This is a genomic window from Stutzerimonas tianxiuensis, assembly GCF_053470365.1.
This window is the reverse complement of record NZ_JBPVWS010000008.1, coordinates 219,658-240,010: the sequence shown is the minus strand read 5'-3', so window position 1 is coordinate 240,010 and position 20,353 is coordinate 219,658. Positions and strand designations below refer to the sequence as shown.

Genomic DNA, 20,353 nt, shown 5'->3' with positions numbered 1-20,353 from the left:
ACCTGAACCGCCGTATACGGAACCGTACGTACGGTGGTGTGAGAGGACGGCGGATGTGAATCCGCCTCCTACTCGATCGCCAAACTCGTTGAAGCGAGGCGGTTGTCGCACCGGAACGCCTCTTTCGCTCAGCACGCTTTGGTATCGGTATGCAATACAAGCGTGAATCGGTTCCCTTGGTCGGGCTGTTCAAACTCTGAACAACATGCTAAAAACGAGCGCAACCCAAATGATCTAGCCGCTTGAAAACGAAGGGAAAACCATGACCAAGTCGGAGTTGATCGAGCGTATCGTCACCCAGCAAGGGCTGCTTTCGTCCAAGGATGTGGAGCTGGCAATCAAAACTATGCTTGAGCAGATGGCGCAGGCGCTAGCCACCGGTGACCGCATCGAAATTCGCGGCTTCGGCAGTTTTTCCCTCCACTACCGCGCCCCCCGCGTCGGTCGTAACCCCAAGACCGGCCAATCCGTCCCGCTCGACGGCAAGTTCGTCCCGCATTTCAAGCCGGGGAAGGAGCTGCGGGATAGGGTTAATGAAGACGAATAGTTGTCGTTAAATGGAAGTGTTTGTTCGCTCGCTTATATGAAAAATGCCGTAGGTCAGCGTCTTAACAATTATTCGCTGTTTGGTTTGGCAATTTTTACTCTCCGTGGCAGTATGCGCCGTTTTTATTTAGCGCTTCCCTTGGAGGGGATTCATGCAGGAAACAGGAAGCTACGCCGCCCACACGCGAGATGACGAAATCGACCTAGTGGAGTTGGCCAAAGCGCTATGGTCTCAGAAACTCATCATCATCTGCGCCACGATTGCAGGCGCAGCGATAGCCTTGGCATACGCGCTGTTTTCAACGCCTGTTTACGAAGCCAAGGCCACCGTCCTTCCCCCGTTGCTCTCTGACATCGCGTCCTACAACGCCGGCAGAACGGAGTCATCAGGGAATCAATCCCAGCTCAAGCCGTTCACAGTTGATGAGGTTTATGCGGTATTCACTCGTAATTTAAGATCTCTTTCTCTTCGGCGTGACTTTTTCAGGGACGTATACATTCCCTCGTTACCAGAAGCTGCTCGGGCCGCCCCACGAGACCAGCTTTGGTCAGAGTTTAACGAGATCCTGTCGATCCGGACGCCCGATAAGCAGCGTACTGAACTGGTCGAGGTCGCCGTACAACAAAGTGAACCGGACCAAGCAGCTGCCTGGGCGAATGAGCTGATAAGCCGCGCCGCAGAGGCCTCTGAGCGTGACATGCAACTTAACGTGTCGAGCGAGCTGGACATTCGTATCCGCTCCGTCGAACGCCGAATTGCTTCTTTGCGGAGCACCGCTCAGCAGCGGCGTGAAGACCGTATCGCTATTTTGAAAGAGGCATTGGTCGTGGCTAGGGCAGTCGGTATGGATAGCCCACAGGTAACCGCTGGCCGAACATCTTCAAACGAGGAGCTTTCAGAGTTTATCGATGGCAGCTTGACCTATATGCGGGGCGCTAAAGCAATCGAAGCAGAAATGAAGGTGCTAGAAGCCCGCGAGTCTGACGACCCCTTTATCCCCGAGTTGCGTAGTTCCCAGGAGCAGCTCTCTTTTCTAAAGACAGTAGAGGTGCGACCAGAGAACGTATCAGTGTTCACCTTGGACAGCGTCGCGGAAGTACCCGAAACGCCCATCAAGCCAAAGAAGTCGTTAATCGTCGCGCTTGGAATCGTTCTCGGTGGGATGCTTGGAGTGTTCGTTGCGCTAATTAAGGTGTTAATCCGACGCGGGAGGTGAAGTTCGCTTCATTCCTACAAAGATTGGGGTGAGCAGTTCGCTCACAGCTAACGCAACGTTAATGGAATAACTATGTACTATCCTCAAATAGAACATCACGGCGCCAAGGACGGCGTTACCGGCTCCTGCCATCAACTGCGCATGAATGCCGACACCAGCCTGCTGATCGACTGTGGCCTGTTCCAGGGCAATGACGCTTCGATTCCGGATTACGCTGGCGCGGATCGCCTCTCCATTGAATTCTCGCTGGACACCATAAAAGCGCTGGTGGCCACTCACGTGCATATCGACCACGTCGGGCGCATACCCTACCTGCTGGCGGCAGGCTTCGATGGCCCCATTCTATGTAGCGAGCCTTCCGCCAAACTCCTGCCGATCGTGCTGGAAGATGCCTTCAAGTTAGGCTTCAGCCGTGACCGGGCAGAGATCGAGCAATACATCCAACTCGTAGAGCAGCGGATCATCGCGCTGCCGTATAAACAGTGGTTCACCCTGACAGATTCGGACGAGCTGCTGGCACGCATACGGCTGCAGCGTGCCGGGCATATTCTGGGCTCTGCCTACGTCGAGATCGATCTGGCTTACCCGCAAGCAGGGGAGAGCAAGCGCGTCGTTTTTTCTGGCGATCTCGGCGCGCCGCACGCACCGTTTTTGATGCCCCCCGAATCACCTGAACGCGCCGACATCCTGGTGTTAGAAAGCACCTACGGCGACCGCCTCCACGAAGACCGCAGCAACCGACGGCAGCGGCTCGAAGCCGTCATCGAGCAAGCCCTCGAAGACCATGGCACCGTCCTCATCCCCGCATTCAGCATCGGCCGCACCCAGGAATTGCTCTATGAACTCGAAGACATCATTCAGAGCAAGCAAAGCGCCAAGCCCGTCTCTGTAGGAGCGAGCTCGCTCGCGAATCAGGCCGCAACGCAGTCTGACGAACCCAACTGGCCCGAACTCCCCGTCATCCTCGACTCACCCCTCGCAAGCCACTTCACCGAGGCCTACCGAAGTCTAAAACCCTTCTGGAACGAAGAGGCCCGCGAACGCATCCAATCCGGACGCCGCCCGTTGGCCTTCGAACAGCTCATTACAATAGACAGCCACGGTGATCATCAGCGCATCGTTAAACATCTGGCCCAGACTGCACGCCCAGCCATCGTTATTGCCGGTGGTGGCATGTGTAGCGGCGGTCGCATCCTCAATTACCTAAAGGCCATGCTGGGGGATAAGCGGCACAACGTATTGTTCGTTGGTTACCAAGCCCAAGGGACCCCCGGACATGCCATTCAGACCTACGGGCCGAAGGGCGGCCATGTGGATCTGGATGGCGAGCGTTGCGATATTCGGGCAGGCATCACCAGTATTGGCGGCTACTCTGCTCATGCGGATCAGAAAGGGCTGATTGAGTTTGTGACTGGGATGCAGAAGTGGCCGACTGAGATACGGGTGGTGCATGGGGAGCAAAATGCCAAGCAAGCGCTGGCCGACACGCTGAAGGCTCGCTATGCAGAGACCGAAAATCAGATGAAGCTACAGCTGTGAACGTTTAAGGACAAGTCACTCGCTGAGTGGCTCTTTACCCAGCGTCGTTTGTGGATAGTCTTGTTAGTCGTCAAAGGAAATTTGAATAGTGAAGATTCTCGTAACCGGCGGAGCCGGTTTTATCGGCTCGGCTTTGATCCGATACATCATCGGCAGGACGAACGTCTCGGTAGTCAACCTTGACAAGTTGACCTACGCCGGCAACCTCGAGTCCTTAGACGATGTCTGCGATAACGAGCGCTACGCCTTCGAGCACGTCGATATTTGCGACCGTGCCGAACTCGACCGGGTTTTCCTCGAGCATCAGCCTGACGCAGTAATGCACCTTGCCGCTGAGTCTCATGTTGATCGCTCCATTGATGGTCCGGCAGCTTTTATCGAAACTAATATCATTGGTACGTATACCCTGCTGGAAGCCGCCCGCCTGTATTGGCAAGAGATGAACGACAGCCGAAAGGCAGCCTTCCGCTTCCACCACATCTCCACTGACGAAGTGTATGGAGATCTGGAAGGCCCGGAAGACCTTTTCACTGAGTCCACGCCATACGCGCCAAGCTCACCGTATTCAGCGAGCAAAGCAAGTTCCGATCATCTGGTCCGGGCCTGGCAGCGTACGTATGGCTTGCCGGTACTGATCACAAACTGCTCTAACAACTACGGACCGTACCACTTCCCTGAGAAGCTCATCCCGTTGATCATCCTCAATGCCTTAGAGGGCAGGCCGCTTCCGGTTTACGGCAAAGGAGATCAGATACGCGACTGGCTCTACGTCGAAGACCACGCTCGTGCTTTGTACAAAGTGATCACCGAAAGGCAGGTTGGCGAGACCTACAATATTGGCGGCCGCAATGAGAAACAGAACATCGAAGTTGTCCAGATACTCTGCAGTCTACTTGATGAACTCCGCCCTGTAGCGGGGAATACATATGCCAGCCACCTAACCACCTACAAAGACCTCATCACCCACGTCCAGGACCGTCCCGGCCATGACCTGCGCTACGCCATTGACGCCAGCAAGATCCAGCGTGAACTCGGTTGGACGCCGGAAGAAAGCTTCGAGACTGGCATTCGCAAAACAGTTGAATGGTATCTGGCAAACACCGGCTGGATTGAGCACATCAAGACTGGTGCTTATCAGGGATGGCTTGAGAGAAATTACAGCCATAGGCCTGCAAACCCATGAAGATCCTCCTACTCGGTAAAAATGGGCAGGTAGGCTGGGAGCTTCAGCGTGCGCTCGCGCCGATAGGTAGAGTGGTAGCGCCAGACCGCGAGGGCGAGGATGGCCTCTGTGGTGATTTGACTGACCTCGAGGGTCTGCGCCTTACTATTGAAAGTGTGCAGCCAGACATCATTGTCAACGCAGCAGCCTATACTGCTGTCGATAAAGCCGAAAACGAGGCTGCTAAAGCGCTGCAGATAAACCATGAGGCGCCAAAATTTCTCGCCGAGGAAACACAACGACTCAATGGTTGGCTTGTGCACTATTCGACCGATTATGTTTTTGACGGAAGTGGTGAAAAACCTTGGCACGAATACGACCCTACTGCCCCATTGAATATGTATGGCAAGAGTAAGTTGCTCGGCGAGCGGGCTATAGAATCATCAGGCTGTAAGCACTTGATTTTTCGCACTAGCTGGGTGTACGGCGCACATGGAAACAATTTCGCGAAAACCATGCTGCGCTTGGCGGATGAGCGGGATCATCTTCAAGTGATAGATGACCAAATTGGAGCACCAACAGGCGCTGATCTCCTAGCCGATGTAACAGCTCACGCGCTGCATCGCGCGGTGGCCATGCCCGAGTTGGCGGGGCTTTACCATCTTACCTCCGCTGGTGAAACCTCCTGGTATGACTATGCGCGCTTTATCGTGAGTAGCGCTCTAAGTCATGGAATAAAGCTCAAGATAGAAAATATTTCACCTGTTAGCACCAGCGAATATCAAACCTGCGCCCAGCGGCCGCGAAACTCCCGTTTGGATACCCGAAAATTAGTATCTAATTTCGGATTGCATCTACCGATGTGGCAAGACGGCATAACGCGGCTCTTAAAAGAAGTGAGTGGGAACAGACAATGACCCAGCGTAAAGGCATTCTTCTCGCCGGTGGCTCCGGCACCCGACTGCATCCGATCACTCTCGGTGTCTCCAAGCAGCTATTACCAATCTATGATAAGCCAATGGTCTATTACCCTCTTTCTGTGCTGATGCTAGCAGGAATCCGTGAAATTCTGATTATCAGCACTCCGGATGACTTGCCGAGTTACCAGAAGCTGTTCGGTGATGGAAAGCAGTTTGGCATCAATCTCTCGTATGCGGTGCAGCCATCACCGGATGGATTAGCGCAGGCATTCCTTATTGGAGAAGAATTCATCGGTAATGACGCCTGCTGCCTGATTCTCGGAGATAATATCTTTTACGGGCAACACTTCTCTGAAAACCTGAAAGCTGCCAACTCTCGCATCGATGGCGCAACAGTATTCGGTTATCACGTATCTGACCCTGAGCGATTCGGTGTAGTCGAATTCGATCAGCAGGGGCGGGCGATCAGTATCGAAGAGAAGCCCACAAAGCCAAAGTCGAATTATGCTGTTACTGGCTTGTATTTTTACGATAACCGTGTGGTTGATATCGCCAAGTCAATTAAGCCCTCTGCTCGTGGTGAGTTAGAAGTAACCGATATCAACCGCTTTTATATGGAAAATCAAACTTTAAGGGTAGAAATGTTGGGGCGCGGCTTCGCGTGGCTGGATACCGGAACGCATGAGGCCTTGTTAGAGGCGGGACATTTCGTTCATACCATCGAGCAACGCCAGGGTTTAAAGGTCGCTTGCCTGGAGGAAATAGCCTTTCGCCAAGACTGGATAGGCTCAGGCCAGCTGGCTGACCAGGCAAGACGTCTAGAGAAGACAGCTTACGGAAGATATCTTATGACATTATTGTGCGAGCCTTAATAAGTTAAAGCGATGGCGTATCTGACACAGCTAGATAGAGTGATTGGATATCGTTTTATATGTGGTCAAGAAGAATAACGGGCGTCAACGTATATAACACGGCCTGACATGTGTCGGTTTCTACAAACACTAGTCTGGCGTTAGGATTTAAAATCACCTATGATTAACACTAATGAATTCCTGGTGACGGTTGTTGTACCTACCCATAACCGTTCTAAATACGCGATTTCATGCATAAAGAGCGTCCTTGAGATCGCTTCGGAACAGCTACAGATCGCAGTGCACGATACAAGCGATGATGAGGGTTTGTTAAGGGAGTGGGCTGAAAAGCAAACTGATCCGCGGTTGAAATATGTTCACTGGAAAGAACGGCTTTCAATGACGGATAATCATGAGCGGGCTCTGGATTTAGCTGATGGTTTATATGTCTGTTTAATTGGTGATGACGACACTGTATCAAGTAAGATCATCGATGCTGCCATTTATGCTGAATCGAAAGGGTTGACGGTACTATCGCCAATAATTAAAGCCTCGTACTATTGGCCAGACTTTCGCTCACGATTTTATGGAGACGCACATGCTGGTCGTATCTATGTCGAGCCCTTTGATGCGCGTATACAAAGCTTCAGTGTAGCTAACCATCTGCATAGAGCTCTTTTATTAGCGTGCCAAGGTACCGAATTTTTGCCCAGACTATACCATGGGCTAGTCTTGAGGCAGACATTAAATGAGTTGCAGAGGAGCTACGGCAAAGTGTTTTTTGGCACGAGCCCGGATGTTTCCGCCGCACTGTTGTTATCTCTTAAAGGCGGCACTTATCACGTTGTTGACTACCCATTTACGATGCCGGGCGGCGCAGGCGGCAGCAATAGTGGACGCAGTGCAAGTGGCCAGCATAAGGGGAATCTGAATGAGGATGCTCATATAAAGCCATTTCGTAATCTTGTGTGGCCTGACGTCATCCCTAAATTCTTTAGTGTCGAAACGGTATGGGCTCAAGCAGCATGGGATACGCTATTAAATACACAAAATGACGCGCTGCTTGAAGAGTTTAATCTGGCAAGATTGTATGTGCTGTGCCTCTTTAGGCACCCCGCATATTGGCGTCTAACTACCTCCTCCTGGAAAAGAGCTAGGAAGTCTGAACACCCCAAGGCACAGGTGAACAATTTTATTAAAGAGTGCTTCCAATTTATATTGGAGCGTACTCGCGCGCTTGCTCTACGATTTAAAGACCCATCTCCGCGTAACGGCAAAAGAGTTCTGGCGGTTGTTGAAGATGTTCAACTTGCACGAAAAGAGCTTGACGATTATCTTTCTGTCGAAGCAAAAAGAATCGGAGGATAGTCGTGCTGGGAATTTATAATGCGACGAAATAGCCTTAGAAAGTTGTTATTGGCCAACTTTTCGGGGCGCATTGTTTATGCAATCTCTAGTCTTGCTGCGCTGCCGCTTTTGGAAAAATATATTGGAGTAGAAGGCGTTGGGCTAGTTGGATTCTTTAACACGCTCCTGATGGTTATGATGGTTCTCGAAGGAGGGTTGACGAGCAATGTCATAAACTTAATCGCTAAGGTAAATTCCAAAGCTGCGCTATCAGCACGTTACGTGTTGTACGGTTTTCAAATCACAAACTCGTACCTTGTAGCCTTCTTGATTTTAGGTTTGATATGTGTGATCGGCGTTCACTTCAGTTCGTCGTTCTTGGCTACTAAATGGCTTGAAGTAGATAACGTTCCTGTTTCGGAGGTTGTTGCTTCAGTGAGGTGGATGGGTATATTCATAGGAGCAAATTTCATCGTTATTGCCGCCCAGGCTGTATTGATAGGGCGTGAAATGCAGGTGCCTCTGAATGTCCTTTATATAGTGTTTTCGTTATCTCGCACTCTCGGTATGGTGGTGTTCTTTTGGGCTGTTGAAAATTCTGCAGGTCCGTTAGCTTATTTCAAGCTTCAGGTTTTATGTCAATTCGCTTACTTAATTGGTTTGCTAGCATTGATCTATGGCCGGGAGCAATGGCGAGTTTTCCTTCAAGCAAAACCTAGTTTTCGCTTTTTTGTAGATGGTTCCAGTTACAGTAGAGATATCTTATTGCTGTCGCTGACATCTATGATCGTCGTTCAATTTGACAAATTTTACTTGTCCGGCTCTGTGCCCCTTACAGAATTCGCGGCTTACACTTTGGCAGCGACGATGGCGAATTTCCCATATGTCATATCTTCGTCACTGTATTCAGTTTTGTTTCCGAGATTTACCGTGCAGCTTGATATAGGGTGCTATCAAAAAGTAGATGACTTATACAGGGCGGCGCTATGTGGTGTTGCAATAATAATGTCGGTCCTATGTGTGTCAGTTTGGCTTTTTTCTATTCACCCCTTAAGGTTAATGTTCAGTCGTGACTTGGCGAACGACATTTATAACGTATTGCCGGTGTTAATCTTGGGGGTCTCGATACAGTCCTTATTGATGGTACCGTTTGCGTTACAGCTAGCTAGTCGTTGGAGTGCGCTTGCACTGCGCATGAACTTGTTCCTGGTTCCAATCTTTATAGCTCTACTGCCGGTTTTGGTAGAAAGATATGGTGCGCTAGGTGCCGCCTATGCTTGGCTGTTTTACAATATCTCGTCGTTAATTGGCATCAATTATTTTATGTTTAAGCGGTTCAGGTATCTAGCTAGCTCGTACTGTGCCCTTTTTAAAGTTTTGGGTTCTGTAGTTCCTGTGGCGGTAGGATGTTTTGTTTTGGTGAAGTATTTCATCGGCATTCAAGGTGATTTTGCTGCGACTGTTTTTGTATTCGCGGTATCGTTGGTATTGGTAATGTTAGGCTTTGGATTCTTTAGAAAAGAACTGCTAAAGTTTTCTTGATTAAGTAAAATAAAAGGTGGCAAATGAAAATATTGATACTGGGTGTGAGCGGCATGCTAGGTAGCGCGGTGTATCGTTACTTGTGCTCTAATACTATCCATACCATATTTGGCACAATGAGAAGTGAAGGTGGCAAATACTTAACACCATTTAAAAATGGTAAGATTTTTGAATCCGTTGATGTTCTTCGCTCAGATGAGCTTATTGGCTGCATCAATAAAGTCCAGCCCGATGTTGTTATCAATTGCGTCGGCCTGATCAAGCAGGTCCAGAAAGCTAATGATCCGGTACATGTGTTACCTATAAATTCTATATTTCCCCACAGGCTAGAGAAAGTTTGTATGTTAGCTCGGTCAAGGCTAATACATATAAGTACGGACTGTGTTTTCTCTGGCAAGAAAGGTGCCTATCAAGAAACGGATGTTTCTGATGCCGAAGATCTTTACGGGAAATCCAAGTTCATCGGTGAATTACGAGAATTTGACCACAGTGTGACACTTAGAACATCTATAATAGGACATGAGCTAAGGAGTGGGAACTCATTAGTCGAATGGTTTCTGTCTCAGTCTGGCGAGGTTAAAGGGTATAAAAACGCGATATTTTCAGGTGTTCCGACTATCGAGTTGGCGCGAATTATCAGTGACTTTGTGATCGATAAGCCAGAGCTATCCGGGCTTTACCATGTATCCGCTGATCCGATAGATAAATATTCGCTTCTAAAGCTAATTTCTGAAGTGTACGGCAAGGATATTGAAATCGTAGCGGATACCGAGCTTTGTATAGATAGGTCGTTAGATTCATCCCGCTTTAGGCTGCTGACTGGTTATAATCCCTTAAGTTGGAAGCAACTCATCCATTCGATGTATTTAGATTTCTGTAAAATGTCAGATACTAAGGTGTCAAAAAATGTTTAATAACAAAGTGTTAATGATTACTGGAGGTACGGGGTCTTTCGGCAATACTGTTCTTAACCGTTTCTTAAGTACTGATGTTAGAGAAATTCGTGTCTTCAGCCGAGATGAAAAAAAACAAGAAGATATGCGTCTGGCTTTATCTAATGATAAGGTCAAATTCTATATTGGTGATGTTCGTGATTACCAATGCCTGTCGCAGGCTACTATAGGCGTAGACTATATCTTTCATGCTGCCGCCCTCAAGCAGGTCCCTTCATGTGAATTTTTTCCTATGGAGGCTGTAAAAACAAATGTTATAGGTACGGAAAATGTACTGAATGCAGCTATCAATAACAATGTAAAACGTGTAGTGGTCCTAAGTACTGATAAAGCCGTTTACCCTATCAATGCAATGGGAATATCTAAGGCGCTGGCTGAAAAAGTATTGATAGCGAAGTCACGTATGATTCCGGAAAATGCTGATACGGTTATATGTGCTACCCGCTACGGCAATGTAATGGCATCTAGAGGGTCGGTTATCCCGTTATTTGTTAATCAAATAAAAGCCAAAGGGGCTTTAACAGTCACAGATCCGCTCATGACCCGTTTTTTGATGTCGCTTGAAGAATCTGTGGATCTGGTTCTGCACGCATTTGAGCACGCTGAGCAGGGGGATATATTCGTTCAAAAGGCTCCGGCATCAACCGTTGGCGATTTAGCTCAGGCCCTTCAGGAAATTTTTTTGGTTAGTAATGAAATAAAGATTATCGGTACGAGGCACGGGGAAAAATTATATGAATCCTTGATTTCCCGAGAAGAAATGGCTAAGGCTGAGGATATGGGCCGTTATTATCGTATACCTGCTGATAATCGAGATCTTAATTACGAAAAATACTCTATGAGTGGGGAGCCAAGCGTTTCGAGTCTCAGTGATTATACATCTCATAACACAAATCAACTTGATGTGGTCGAAGTCAAGAAACTTCTTCTCAAGTTGGAATATGTGCAAAATGAGCTAGTTGGCTGGCGCACTTGACCTTTCTAAATCCCAACGGTTTTGGTTGGAAGGATGCCCATCCAGCCAACCAAACCACAGCATCCTAGATGGTGAGAAATTGGCGTTCTATATTATTCCTTATCTTTTCTTGGTTGGGACGTTCTGGTCAGGGCTTTTATTGAAGGTGAAAGTTAGAGACTTGCTGTTGCTATGTTCCGTTCCTGCCGTTGTCCTTGTAGTAATTAGGGGGGATGTGGGCACAGATACAGCAAGCTATATTCAAATTTTGGACTCTATGCAAAATGTTTCCGGCAATCTGTCGGGGTATGGAGTTGAATTCGGTTTTTATATTTTTAAAGTTTTTTTGTATTTAGGCCTTTCGCCTCGTACGGTTGCGCTTTTTATTTCAGGACTTGTGTGTGTGCTCGCTTTGTTTTCATTTTCTAGGCGGCGGGACGATGCGATAGTTTTCACCTTTTTGGTTTTTCCGGTTTTTTTTTATGATATGAGTATGAACGGCCTTCGATACGGTATGGCGTTTTGCTTCGCTAAGCTGGCTGCCGACTATCTCGACGAAAAAAAACTTCCCTTAGCTGCCTTGTTTTTTGTGCTTGCGTTTTCTTTTCACGTTTCTTCATTGCTGGTTTTCGTTCTTCTGGCTATTAGGAAGATTAGTCGTAATGCTTTAGTGGCTTTTGGTGCTCTTGCGCTTATTGGAGCTGCTGTTTCTTCTGATCAGATTCTCTTGAAGATGGCTGCATATGAGTCACTTGAGTCTCCGGACGGGTTGTCAGGTCTTGCTCCGTTAATGATTTCAATTTTGATATTTATGGCTTCGCTTTTTTTTTCTCCCAAAAGCTATATTTATTTGACGTTCCTGCTTGTTTCCGAACTCTCTTCCTTCGTGTTGGCGAAGTATAGTTATGCTGGCTTGCGACTTCAGTTCTTGATTCTTTTCGTCATGTGTTGTGGTGTTCCTGCTCTGGATGTAATGCACGCTCGGCGGCGGCCTTTTTTTATGTTAAGTCTTATGCTTATCGGAGTGGTCGGTTTCGCCGCATCGATGAGAAATATGGTTAATGGGCAGGGGGAAGGTGAATCACCATTCTTGCCCTATCACTTTTTCTGGGAGGTAAAGTGAAGGCTAGTGTTTCGGTCGTCATGCCACATTTTAACTCGGAGGCCACAATCTGCCGAAGCATTGATTCTGTCGTATCGCAGTCGTTAGCTGTTCAGGAGCTTATAATTGTAGACGACGGTAGCAGATGTACCGCTGACTTAAAAAACTTGGTCGATATGTATTCTGATAAATTAAGCATTCGTTTGATTTTGTCGGATCAGAACAAGGGCGCTTCTTATGCTAGGAACCTGGGGGTTTCGCTGGCCATCGGTGACTATATTGCATTTCTAGATTCAGATGATGTTTGGCATCCGGATAAAATAAAGATTCAATATTATTTTATGTTGGATAATGATTTTTCATTATCTGCTCATGGATATATTGCAAACTTGAATGATCGCGCGTTTCCGGCTATTGGTGCGGTTGCTTACAAAGTCTTAAAAAGACGTCGGTTCGTGCTTGGGAATCCTATTTTCACTCCTACTGTCATGGTTCTTCGAGCCGGGTTCTTTAGTTTCGATCAGCGGTTCCGTAGAATGGAAGATTATAAGTGTTGGTACGAAAACTTCCATCGCACCCGAGTTGCTTCTATTGACCTATTGTTAGCAGGTGGGTTCAAACATCCAATAGGCGCCTCGGGGTTATCTGGCGCTGTTGAGTTGATGCATAAAGATTACGTTGCTGTGCTTAAGAGCTTGTATGCTGAAGATAAGATGGCCTTATATATTTATATGTTCGCTCGATTCGTGGAGTTTTTTAAATATCCAGTTCGTGTTTTTCTACTGAAAATTAGGCGACTAATGTCAGTAAGTTAGTTACGCATTAATTTGTTCGGTGTCTAGAAATAACTATCAGCGTAATCTACAGTTAGATAACTGGCTGCGTATCTAAGATTGTCTTTTTCCTGGCTTGATTGGAGTGTATATGTCACTTGTTAATTACAAGCCCCATGTTGCTGTCCTTCTCGCTGCCTACAATGGTATGCGTTGGATTGAAGAACAGATCGCATCTATTCTTTGTCAGCGCGCAGTTGATGTTGTTGTATACATAAGCGTTGATTTATCATCAGATGGTACTTTAGCCTGGTGTCAAGAATTATCTCAAAGAGATTCAAGAGTTATAGTGCTTCCGGATACCGGTGAGCGATACGGTGGTGCCGCAAAAAATTTTTTCCGCCTAATTAAGGATGTAGATTTTAGCAATTTTGACTATGTATCATACGCTGACCAAGATGATATTTACCTTGAAGATAAGTATCGTGCGGCACATGAAACTATTATTTCGCGTGGCTGTGCAGCTTATTCAAGTAATGCTACTGCCTATTGGCCGGACGGGCGGAAAGTCCTGCTCGTAAAGTCGCAACGTCAGCGCAAGTACGATTTTTTATTCGAAGCAGGTGGCCCTGGATGTAGCTATGTACTTAGAGTGGCTGAAGCCTTAGAGTTCAAGAATTTTTTACTTCACAACTGGCAAAAGACCAATGAAGTCGGTCTGCATGATTGGCTGACTTATGCGTGGTTTCGGTCTGCTGGTAAAAAGTGGCATATTGATAAGCGGTCCTATATCTTGTATCGCCAGCACGGTGGGAATCAGATAGGCGCAAATAACGGAATTTCGGGTATCAGAAGCCGTTTGGCTTTGCTGTCTTCGGGATGGTATCGGAGCGAATTTATGAAAATATCTAATCTAGTGGGGCGTGATGTGCCCGGTCTGCCGGCTAGCTTTTTGGATGAAGGTGCTTTTCCAAAACGCTTTTTAATTTTCAACTTTAATGAGTTTAGACGATCCGCTCGCGACCGTTTGGCATTTGGTTTTTTAGCGTTTTTTGGGTTCATGTAGATGCACACCGTTTTGCTTACTGGAGCAACCGGTTTCTTAGGTCGGGGATTGGTGCGTCAGCTAGGAAATTCGAGTCGATATCACGTCGTAGCTGCGGTGCGTAGCCCTTGCCGCATTGCCGGTTGCAGCCGTGTGCACGCTATAGGTGCGTTCACCAGTACCGTTGACTGGACTGATGTGCTGGCTGGAGTAAATACCGTTATTCACGCAGCTGCACGCGCTCACGTTACGTATTCTGCTGAGTCACACGCTGAATTTCGTGATGTAAATGTCGACGTTACGCTTGAATTAGCAAAGCAGGCATCTACAAACAAGATTAATCGCTTCATCTTTATTAGTTCGATTGGAGTCAACGGTAGTACCAATACTCGGCCATTTTCAGTGTTCGATCAGCCTAGCCCTGCGGAGCCCTATGCTCAATCTAAGTGGGATGCCGAGCAAGGACTCTGGCAGATTCAGGAAGAGACGGGGATGGAAGTCGTGATTATTCGCCCTCCTTTGGTCTATGGCCATGATGCACCGGGCAATTTTGGTAGTCTGGTGCGCTGGGTTGAAAAAGGTGTTCCTCTTCCGCTTGGTTCGGTCTACAACAAGCGCTCCTTAGTGGGAATTGACAACCTGGTTGATCTAATTGTTCGCTGCATTGATCATCCCGCCGCAGCCAATAAGGTATTGCTTGCTGGCGATGGGGAGGATCTTTCCACCACTGAGCTTTTGCGTGCAGTGGGCGAAGCGATGGGCAAGCCCGCACGGCTGATTCCTGTACCGGCTGGCGTGCTACAGCTCGGCGCTACTCTGCTTGGCAAGAAAGCGATGGCCCAACGGCTGCTTGGTTCTTTGCAGGTTGATATCAGCAAGACCTGCGAGCTGTTGGACTGGAAGCCGCCTTATACCGTGCAGGAAGGGCTCCGACGCTGCTTCGAGCGTTCTAATTGATTTATTACCGGGTGCACCCGTGATTCGACTTTTCGACTTTGTTTTTTCGCTAGTGGGCTTGGTGGTTGGCTTCCCGGTGTTGCTTGCGCTGACGGTCATCGGTCTGTTCGATACGGGCTCGCCAATCTTTCGGCAAGTGCGCGTTGGTCGCCATCAGCAGCCGTTTACGCTGGTCAAGTTCCGCACGATGCGCGTGGATACCGCATCGGTTGCCACACATCTGGCCAGTAGCGCGTCCATTACCCGCTTCGGCCATTTCCTGCGCAAGACTAAGCTGGACGAGCTGCCGCAGTTGTGGAACGTGCTGAAGGGCGATATGAGCCTGGTAGGGCCACGGCCAGGGCTGTTCAATCAGGAAGAACTGACTGCGGAGCGTGCCACGCGTGGCGTGTTTGATGTGCGGCCAGGGATTACAGGGCTGGCGCAGGTGAGCGAAATCGACATGTCCACGCCGGCACTGCTGGCCGAGACGGATCAGAAGATGATACGCAGCCTGACGCTGGTCGATTACTTCAAGTACATCTTTATGACCGTCGCAGGCAAGGGCGCTGGGGACCGGGTCGTGAAGCGCTAACCTCGGCTCTTGCTAATCTGTGTACGTCACTGCAGATAAATGATGAATAAATGGGCTGAGTAACCGAAGCGGCCGGTGTTACGGCTATGGGAAGGGTAGCTTTGTGTTGAGACTGGCTGAAAAACTTCGTGAGCGGCTGGTGCGATTGCCCAGGCGCCAGAAGCGATTGATTCAAGTATCCACAGACGTGGCGTTGGTCTGGGCCGCGCTATGGCTTGCGTTTTTTGTTCGCCTTGGAGACTTCGCTTTTGTCGACCCGCTTGGCGGTCACGCGTGGCTGTTTGGTATCGCGCCTCTGATTGCCATTCCGTTCTTCATCCGATTCGGCATGTACCGCGCCGTAATGCGCTATTTCGGTAATGACGCACTGATGGCGATTGCCAAGGCTGTGACGCTCTCGGCGCTGCTGCTTTCCCTGGCTGTGTATTGGCGTACCGATGCACCCAAGCTGATTCCGCGCTCGATGGTGTTCAACTACTGGTGGCTGAGCCTCGTATTGATTGGCGGGTTACGGCTGGTCATGCGGCAATACTTCATGGGCGACTGGTTTTCCCCAGAATCTCTGACCAAGTTCAGGGGCCGCGATGCGGGGTTGCCGAGGGTCGCGGTATATGGCGCGGGTGCGGCGGGTAATCAGTTGGTCGCAGCGTTGCGCTTGGGGCGGGGTATGCACCCGGTAGCGATTATCGACGATGATCCAAACCTCTACAACCGAAGCATTGCCGGGTTGCGGGTGTATTCACCCAAGCATATCCAACAGATGATCGATGAGACAGGTTGTAATGAGATCCTGCTAGCCATTCCCTCCGCCTCGCGTGCGCGCCGGCGCGAGGTGCTGGAAGCATTGGAGCACTACCCGCTGCATGTACGCAGTGTGCCAGGTTTCATGGACCTGGCCAGTGGGCGGGTGAAGGTCGAGGATATCCAGGAGGTTGATATCGCCGACCTGCTGGGCCGCGATGCGGTACCGCCGCAACAGGCGCTGTTCGAGCGGTGTATACGTGGCAAGGTGGTCATGGTTACGGGTGCGGGCGGCTCCATTGGCTCGGAGCTGTGCCGGCAGATTTTGTTGAACAAGCCCAAGGTGCTGCTGCTGTTCGAGCACAGTGAGTTCAATCTCTACAGCATCCATATTGAGCTGGAGCGGGTAATCGAGCGAGCGTCGTTGCCGATCAAGCTTGTGCCTATCCTGGGGTCGATTCGCAATCCGGATCGTCTGTTGGATGTGATGCGCACCTGGCAGGTGGAGACGATCTACCATGCGGCGGCCTACAAGCATGTGCCCATGGTGGAGCACAATGTTGCCGAAGGTGTGCTGAATAATGTGCAGGGCACCATGAACACGGCCCAGGCGGCGGTTCAGGCGGGTGTGGCGAACTTCGTGCTGATCTCCACCGACAAGGCCGTCCGGCCCACCAATGTAATGGGCAGTACCAAGCGGGTCGCGGAGATGATCCTGCAGGCACTGAGCCGTGAGACGGCGCCCGTGCTGTTCGATGCGGACGGGGCGGTGCATCACGTCAACAAGACGCGCTTCACCATGGTTCGCTTCGGTAACGTGCTGGGCTCGTCGGGGTCGGTGATCCCTCGGTTCTATCAGCAGATTCGCAGCGGTGGGCCGGTGACGGTGACCCATCCGAAGATCACCCGTTATTTCATGACCATTCCCGAGGCGGCGCAGCTGGTGATCCAGGCGGGCTCCATGGGGCAGGGCGGCGATGTGTTCGTGTTGGACATGGGGCAGCCGGTGCGCATTGCCGAACTGGCCGAGAAGCTGATTCACCTGTCTGGCCTGAGCGTGCGCTCGGAAAAATCCCCGCATGGAGATATCGCCGTGGAGTTCACCGGGTTGCGCCCGGGCGAGAAGCTCTATGAAGAACTGTTGATTGGCGACAACGTCAGCCCCACAGAGCATCCAATGATCATGCGGGCCGATGAGGAGTACTTCACTTGGGACGTGCTGCGGGGCGTGCTGACGAAGCTGCTCAAGGCTGTGGAGCAGGACGATTACCCCCAGGTGCGGGTCCTGCTGCGGGAAGTGGTGAGCGGGTACGTGCCAGAGGGTGAGATCGTCGATTTGATTTATCAGCAGCGCAGGGCAGGGCCGACTGAGTAGTGACAGTTTCGGTTGGTGGGAGCTCGGCTTGGTGATGTTTTTTTAAGAATGTGGGAAGCAGAAGCTTCGCCGCGGGGCGGGCCTCCCACGAAAGGCGCTTGGGTTTGAGTTGCGTCTGTAGGAGGCGTGACTCGCGGCGAATGGGGGCGATGGACTGTCGGAGTTCGAAAGCTTCGCCCCGAGGGCGTGCTGCCTACAAGAAGCTTCCGCATTCCGCAGCCTTTATTGAACAGCGGGCAAGTTAATGCGCTAGTTCGTTGCCTTGTATAACGATTTCCCGACTCGGTCGATGTGGTCGATGAGCTGCGGGTTGTCGAGCTGATGATGCAGGGAAAGATCAATCTTGTAAGGCAGGAGCAAGTCATCCAGTGCCAGCTCGATATCCAGTAGGTCTTGGTGAGAGAGTTCGTTGCCCTTTAGGGTCAGATCGATATCTGATCCGGGGCGGTAGTTTTCTTTAGCGCGGGACCCGTAGAGGATCGCTTCGCTAATTCTGGGGAACAGTCGAAGCGTTTGCTGGATCGAGTAAACATCCTCTCGGGACAGCCCCGTGTTCTCCACCATCATGGGGTTGGCTCGGCGCGGCTGTGCATGGTTTGCTCGAGTTCTTTGAGCAGCAGGTGGTGATTCAATCGGATATTGCTCAAGATTGCTTCGGCGGTTTCCTCGTTGTATGCATGCGAGGTGCGGTTGCGGTCTGTGAGCATTTGCATCCAGGCGTGGCCGTCGCTGATTAGACCCTTGCTGAATGCCTCACGAATGGTGTCGCGAGAGCCTACAATCCCATCGATACCTTGCCAGACGAGGAAGTCTTTGAGCGTATTCCAGCCAAGCTCATAGCAATATTCGAAGCCTTGGATAACGCCCTGCTTTTCCAGTTTCGATAACTCACGTTGCTGCATGAGCTCCATTGCTTCATTGAGCTGTAGCAGAGTACTACTGTAGTTATGCAGGCGTTGTTGCCAGCGTACATCGATGTTGTTCATTCGTAGGCCCAAGTTTCGTTTGTGCCTTGCTAAAACGTCATTACCGACAGGGCCTAAAGAGAGGGCCATCCACTTCGGTTGCGCAATAACAGACATGAGGCGGTGGGCTGAAGCCCACCCTACGAACTGCCCGCAGACCGGTGGGGTGGATGAAGCCCCACCTATACACCGCTACCAGGGCTGGTGGTTGGTGCGTTGGCCATCGCATTGTTGAGGCTGTCACGGTGGATCAGAAAAGCGTCATCCACCCTACGGGACGGTTTAGATGATGCCTCGTTCGCGCAGCCCTCGGACCTGTTCATTAGTCAGGCCAAGTCCAGCCAATACGTCTTCAGTGTGTTCGCCCAGTTGCGGTCCGCCTGTGCCGATGCGGCCGGGTGTGCGGCTGAGTTTGGGGAGTATGCCCGGGACCTTCAGCGGACCGGCGAAGGTCTGGACTGTCTCGATCATTTGCCGCGCAAGGTAGTGCGGGTCCTGGACAATGTCGGCGGCGGTGAAAGGGTAGCCGGCCGGAACGCGTGCCGTTTTCAACGCCTCGATCACTTCGTCGCGGCTGTGTTTTATCGTCCATTCGCCGATGGCCGCGTCGATGAGCTCGGCCTGCTGAGCGCGGCCGTCGTTATGGGCGAAGCGCGGATCGTCGGCCAGATCCTGACGGCCAAATAGGTTCATCAAACGCTTGTAGATGCTGTCGCCGTTACCGGCGATCAGCACATAGGCGCCGTCGTTGCACGGGTAGGAGTTGGAGGGCGTGATGCCGGGCAGGGCGCTGCCGGCGGGCTCGCGGATGTAGCCACAGGCATCGTATTCCGGCACCAGGCTTTCCATCATGCCGAAGACCGATTCGTAGAGCGCTACGTCAATTTCCTGTCCCTTGCCGCTGCGGTTACGCTCTTGCAACGCCAGTAGCACACCGATTACCCCATACAGCGATGACAACGAGTCACCGATACTCACGCCCACCCGTACCGGAGGTTGACCCGGATAGCCGGACAGGTGTCGCAAACCACCCATTGCCTCGCCAATCACGCCAAAGCCGGGCAGGTCGCGGTAGGGGCCGGTCTGGCCGTAGCCGGAGATGCGCAGCATGATCAGGCGTGGGTTGAGCCTGGATAGTTCATCCCACCCCAGACCCCATTCTTCGAGCGTACCGGGCCGAAAGTTCTCCACCACTACATCGGCTTCGGCGACTAGCTGACGGACGATGTCCTGGCCTTCGGCGGCTTTCAGATCCAGAGTCAGGGACTGTTTGTTGCGCGACTGAACGTGCCACCAGAGCGAGGTGCCGTCTTTGAGCTTGCGCCATTTACGCAGCGGATCACCAACGCCCGGCGGCTCGATCTTGATCACCTCGGCACCAAACTCGCCGAGCATCTTGCTGGCGAAGGGGCCGGCGATCAGCTGTCCCATTTCAATGACCTTGAGGCCATGCAGGGGCAAGCTGTTCTCACTCTGTTCGTGCATATCAACACCTATGCCAGGCCGATTAATCTTCGAAGGATGACCGCGCATCATCTTGCAGGCAATGAGCGAATCTCTGGGGGGGGATGGTTGTGACGTTACGTTTGTTGGGTTTGAGCGCACAGACATCCAGCCGAGAGGAGCGGCTGCGTGCGCTTCGACTGAAGCGTCTATGCTCTATTACAGCAGTGCGTTTCTGCAGGTTCAAGGCTTGCAGGGGCGCGGTAGCCCCACATGGATAATTGTGACGTCTGCCAGGCGCTTGGTGAGATTCGTAGGGTTCGCCTGTGAGACAGGGTTATTCGAG

At 50.7% G+C, this 20,353-nt stretch carries 19 protein-coding genes; 16 read left to right on the top strand and 3 right to left on the bottom strand.

Annotation, left to right across the window (positions count from 1 at the left end):
• The first annotated feature begins 262 nt into the window (after nucleotides 1-262).
• From ihfB to ACSSNI_RS12635, 16 genes are all read left to right on the top strand, one after another.
• A complete protein-coding gene (gene ihfB / locus ACSSNI_RS12710) occupies nucleotides 263-547 on the top strand; it encodes an integration host factor subunit beta (protein WP_019340642.1) in 285 nt (94 codons plus the stop codon).
• Between the two features lie 151 nt (nucleotides 548-698).
• Nucleotides 699-1,763 carry an LPS O-antigen chain length determinant protein WzzB gene (locus ACSSNI_RS12705; protein WP_448259423.1) on the top strand — a complete coding sequence of 355 codons (1,065 nt, stop codon included), beginning with the start codon at nucleotides 699-701 and terminating at the stop codon, nucleotides 1,761-1,763.
• Between the two features lie 72 nt (nucleotides 1,764-1,835).
• A complete protein-coding gene (locus ACSSNI_RS12700) occupies nucleotides 1,836-3,302 on the top strand; it encodes an MBL fold metallo-hydrolase RNA specificity domain-containing protein (protein ID WP_448259421.1) in 1,467 nt (488 codons plus the stop codon).
• Nucleotides 3,303-3,390: 88 nt separating this feature from the next.
• Nucleotides 3,391-4,485, top strand: a complete 1,095-nt coding sequence (gene rfbB / locus ACSSNI_RS12695) for a dTDP-glucose 4,6-dehydratase (protein ID WP_448259419.1) — start codon at nucleotides 3,391-3,393, stop codon at nucleotides 4,483-4,485.
• The gene (rfbD, locus tag ACSSNI_RS12690; protein ID WP_448259418.1) at nucleotides 4,482-5,381 is read left to right on the top strand and encodes a dTDP-4-dehydrorhamnose reductase; all 900 of its coding nucleotides are present in this window, start codon (nucleotides 4,482-4,484) and stop codon (nucleotides 5,379-5,381) included. The genes rfbB and rfbD overlap by 4 nt, the downstream gene beginning before the upstream one ends.
• Nucleotides 5,378-6,256, top strand: coding sequence for a glucose-1-phosphate thymidylyltransferase RfbA (rfbA, locus tag ACSSNI_RS12685; RefSeq protein ID WP_448259416.1), 879 nt, complete (start codon nucleotides 5,378-5,380; stop codon nucleotides 6,254-6,256). Before rfbD ends, rfbA begins: the two co-directional genes overlap by 4 nt.
• 159 nt (nucleotides 6,257-6,415) lie before the next feature.
• Nucleotides 6,416-7,603, top strand: coding sequence for a glycosyltransferase family 2 protein (locus ACSSNI_RS12680; protein ID WP_448259415.1), 1,188 nt, complete (start codon nucleotides 6,416-6,418; stop codon nucleotides 7,601-7,603).
• An 18-nt stretch (nucleotides 7,604-7,621) separates the two neighbouring features.
• The gene (locus ACSSNI_RS12675; RefSeq protein WP_448259414.1) at nucleotides 7,622-9,124 is read left to right on the top strand and encodes a lipopolysaccharide biosynthesis protein; all 1,503 of its coding nucleotides are present in this window, start codon (nucleotides 7,622-7,624) and stop codon (nucleotides 9,122-9,124) included.
• Nucleotides 9,125-9,147: 23 nt separating this feature from the next.
• The gene (locus ACSSNI_RS12670) at nucleotides 9,148-10,038 is read left to right on the top strand and encodes a dTDP-4-dehydrorhamnose reductase family protein (RefSeq protein WP_046163825.1); all 891 of its coding nucleotides are present in this window, start codon (nucleotides 9,148-9,150) and stop codon (nucleotides 10,036-10,038) included.
• Nucleotides 10,031-11,053, top strand: coding sequence for a polysaccharide biosynthesis protein (locus ACSSNI_RS12665; RefSeq protein ID WP_448259413.1), 1,023 nt, complete (start codon nucleotides 10,031-10,033; stop codon nucleotides 11,051-11,053). Before ACSSNI_RS12670 ends, ACSSNI_RS12665 begins: the two co-directional genes overlap by 8 nt.
• Nucleotides 11,037-12,155, top strand: a complete 1,119-nt coding sequence (locus tag ACSSNI_RS12660) for an EpsG family protein (RefSeq protein WP_448259411.1) — start codon at nucleotides 11,037-11,039, stop codon at nucleotides 12,153-12,155. Before ACSSNI_RS12665 ends, ACSSNI_RS12660 begins: the two co-directional genes overlap by 17 nt.
• Nucleotides 12,152-12,949: a glycosyltransferase family 2 protein gene (locus ACSSNI_RS12655; protein WP_052724764.1), complete on the top strand. Its 798-nt coding sequence runs from the start codon at nucleotides 12,152-12,154 to the stop codon at nucleotides 12,947-12,949. The genes ACSSNI_RS12660 and ACSSNI_RS12655 overlap by 4 nt, the downstream gene beginning before the upstream one ends.
• Nucleotides 12,950-13,058: 109 nt before the next feature.
• Nucleotides 13,059-13,973, top strand: a complete 915-nt coding sequence (locus ACSSNI_RS12650) for a glycosyltransferase (protein WP_082082179.1) — start codon at nucleotides 13,059-13,061, stop codon at nucleotides 13,971-13,973.
• Nucleotides 13,974-14,909, top strand: a complete 936-nt coding sequence (locus tag ACSSNI_RS12645; protein WP_082082178.1) for a UDP-glucose 4-epimerase family protein — start codon at nucleotides 13,974-13,976, stop codon at nucleotides 14,907-14,909. It abuts the gene before it with no gap.
• A gap of 19 nt (nucleotides 14,910-14,928) precedes the next feature.
• Nucleotides 14,929-15,483 (top strand): sugar transferase, encoded by a 555-nt coding sequence (locus tag ACSSNI_RS12640; protein ID WP_448259408.1) that lies wholly within the window; start codon nucleotides 14,929-14,931, stop codon nucleotides 15,481-15,483.
• Between the two features lie 103 nt (nucleotides 15,484-15,586).
• Nucleotides 15,587-17,599, top strand: a complete 2,013-nt coding sequence (locus tag ACSSNI_RS12635; RefSeq protein WP_448259407.1) for a polysaccharide biosynthesis protein — start codon at nucleotides 15,587-15,589, stop codon at nucleotides 17,597-17,599.
• Between the two features lie 249 nt (nucleotides 17,600-17,848).
• Here ACSSNI_RS12635 and ACSSNI_RS12630 read toward each other — a convergent pair whose 3' ends face one another.
• From ACSSNI_RS12630 to ACSSNI_RS12620, 3 genes are all read right to left on the bottom strand, one after another.
• Entirely contained in the window at nucleotides 17,849-18,166 is a 318-nt protein-coding gene (locus ACSSNI_RS12630; RefSeq protein WP_448259406.1) for a nucleotidyltransferase domain-containing protein, read from the bottom strand.
• Nucleotides 18,163-18,585 carry a nucleotidyltransferase substrate binding protein gene (locus ACSSNI_RS12625; RefSeq protein ID WP_448259404.1) on the bottom strand — a complete coding sequence of 141 codons (423 nt, stop codon included), beginning with the start codon at nucleotides 18,583-18,585 and terminating at the stop codon, nucleotides 18,163-18,165. The genes ACSSNI_RS12630 and ACSSNI_RS12625 overlap by 4 nt, the downstream gene beginning before the upstream one ends.
• Nucleotides 18,586-18,846: 261 nt before the next feature.
• Nucleotides 18,847-20,049 carry a CaiB/BaiF CoA transferase family protein gene (locus ACSSNI_RS12620; RefSeq protein WP_448259402.1) on the bottom strand — a complete coding sequence of 401 codons (1,203 nt, stop codon included), beginning with the start codon at nucleotides 20,047-20,049 and terminating at the stop codon, nucleotides 18,847-18,849.
• Nucleotides 20,050-20,353: the final 304 nt, after the last annotated feature.

Excerpts from the sequence above, each read along its gene's own strand:
- ihfB (WP_019340642.1), top strand. The coding sequence starts at position 263 with ATGACCAAGTCGGAGTTGATCGAGCGTATCGTCACCCAGCAAGGGCTG.
- ACSSNI_RS12705 (WP_448259423.1), top strand. The coding sequence starts at position 699 with ATGCAGGAAACAGGAAGCTACGCCGCCCACACGCGAGATGACGAAATC.
- ACSSNI_RS12700 (WP_448259421.1), top strand. The coding sequence starts at position 1,836 with ATGTACTATCCTCAAATAGAACATCACGGCGCCAAGGACGGCGTTACC.
- rfbD (WP_448259418.1), top strand. The coding sequence starts at position 4,482 with ATGAAGATCCTCCTACTCGGTAAAAATGGGCAGGTAGGCTGGGAGCTT.
- rfbA (WP_448259416.1), top strand. The coding sequence starts at position 5,378 with ATGACCCAGCGTAAAGGCATTCTTCTCGCCGGTGGCTCCGGCACCCGA.
- ACSSNI_RS12680 (WP_448259415.1), top strand. The coding sequence starts at position 6,416 with ATGATTAACACTAATGAATTCCTGGTGACGGTTGTTGTACCTACCCAT.
- ACSSNI_RS12675 (WP_448259414.1), top strand. The coding sequence starts at position 7,622 with ATGCGACGAAATAGCCTTAGAAAGTTGTTATTGGCCAACTTTTCGGGG.
- ACSSNI_RS12670 (WP_046163825.1), top strand. The coding sequence starts at position 9,148 with ATGAAAATATTGATACTGGGTGTGAGCGGCATGCTAGGTAGCGCGGTG.
- ACSSNI_RS12665 (WP_448259413.1), top strand. The coding sequence starts at position 10,031 with ATGTTTAATAACAAAGTGTTAATGATTACTGGAGGTACGGGGTCTTTC.
- ACSSNI_RS12650 (WP_082082179.1), top strand. The coding sequence starts at position 13,059 with ATGTCACTTGTTAATTACAAGCCCCATGTTGCTGTCCTTCTCGCTGCC.
- ACSSNI_RS12645 (WP_082082178.1), top strand. The coding sequence starts at position 13,974 with ATGCACACCGTTTTGCTTACTGGAGCAACCGGTTTCTTAGGTCGGGGA.
- ACSSNI_RS12630 (WP_448259406.1), bottom strand. The coding sequence starts at position 18,166 with ATGATGGTGGAGAACACGGGGCTGTCCCGAGAGGATGTTTACTCGATC.
- ACSSNI_RS12625 (WP_448259404.1), bottom strand. The coding sequence starts at position 18,585 with ATGAACAACATCGATGTACGCTGGCAACAACGCCTGCATAACTACAGT.
- ACSSNI_RS12620 (WP_448259402.1), bottom strand. The coding sequence starts at position 20,049 with ATGCACGAACAGAGTGAGAACAGCTTGCCCCTGCATGGCCTCAAGGTC.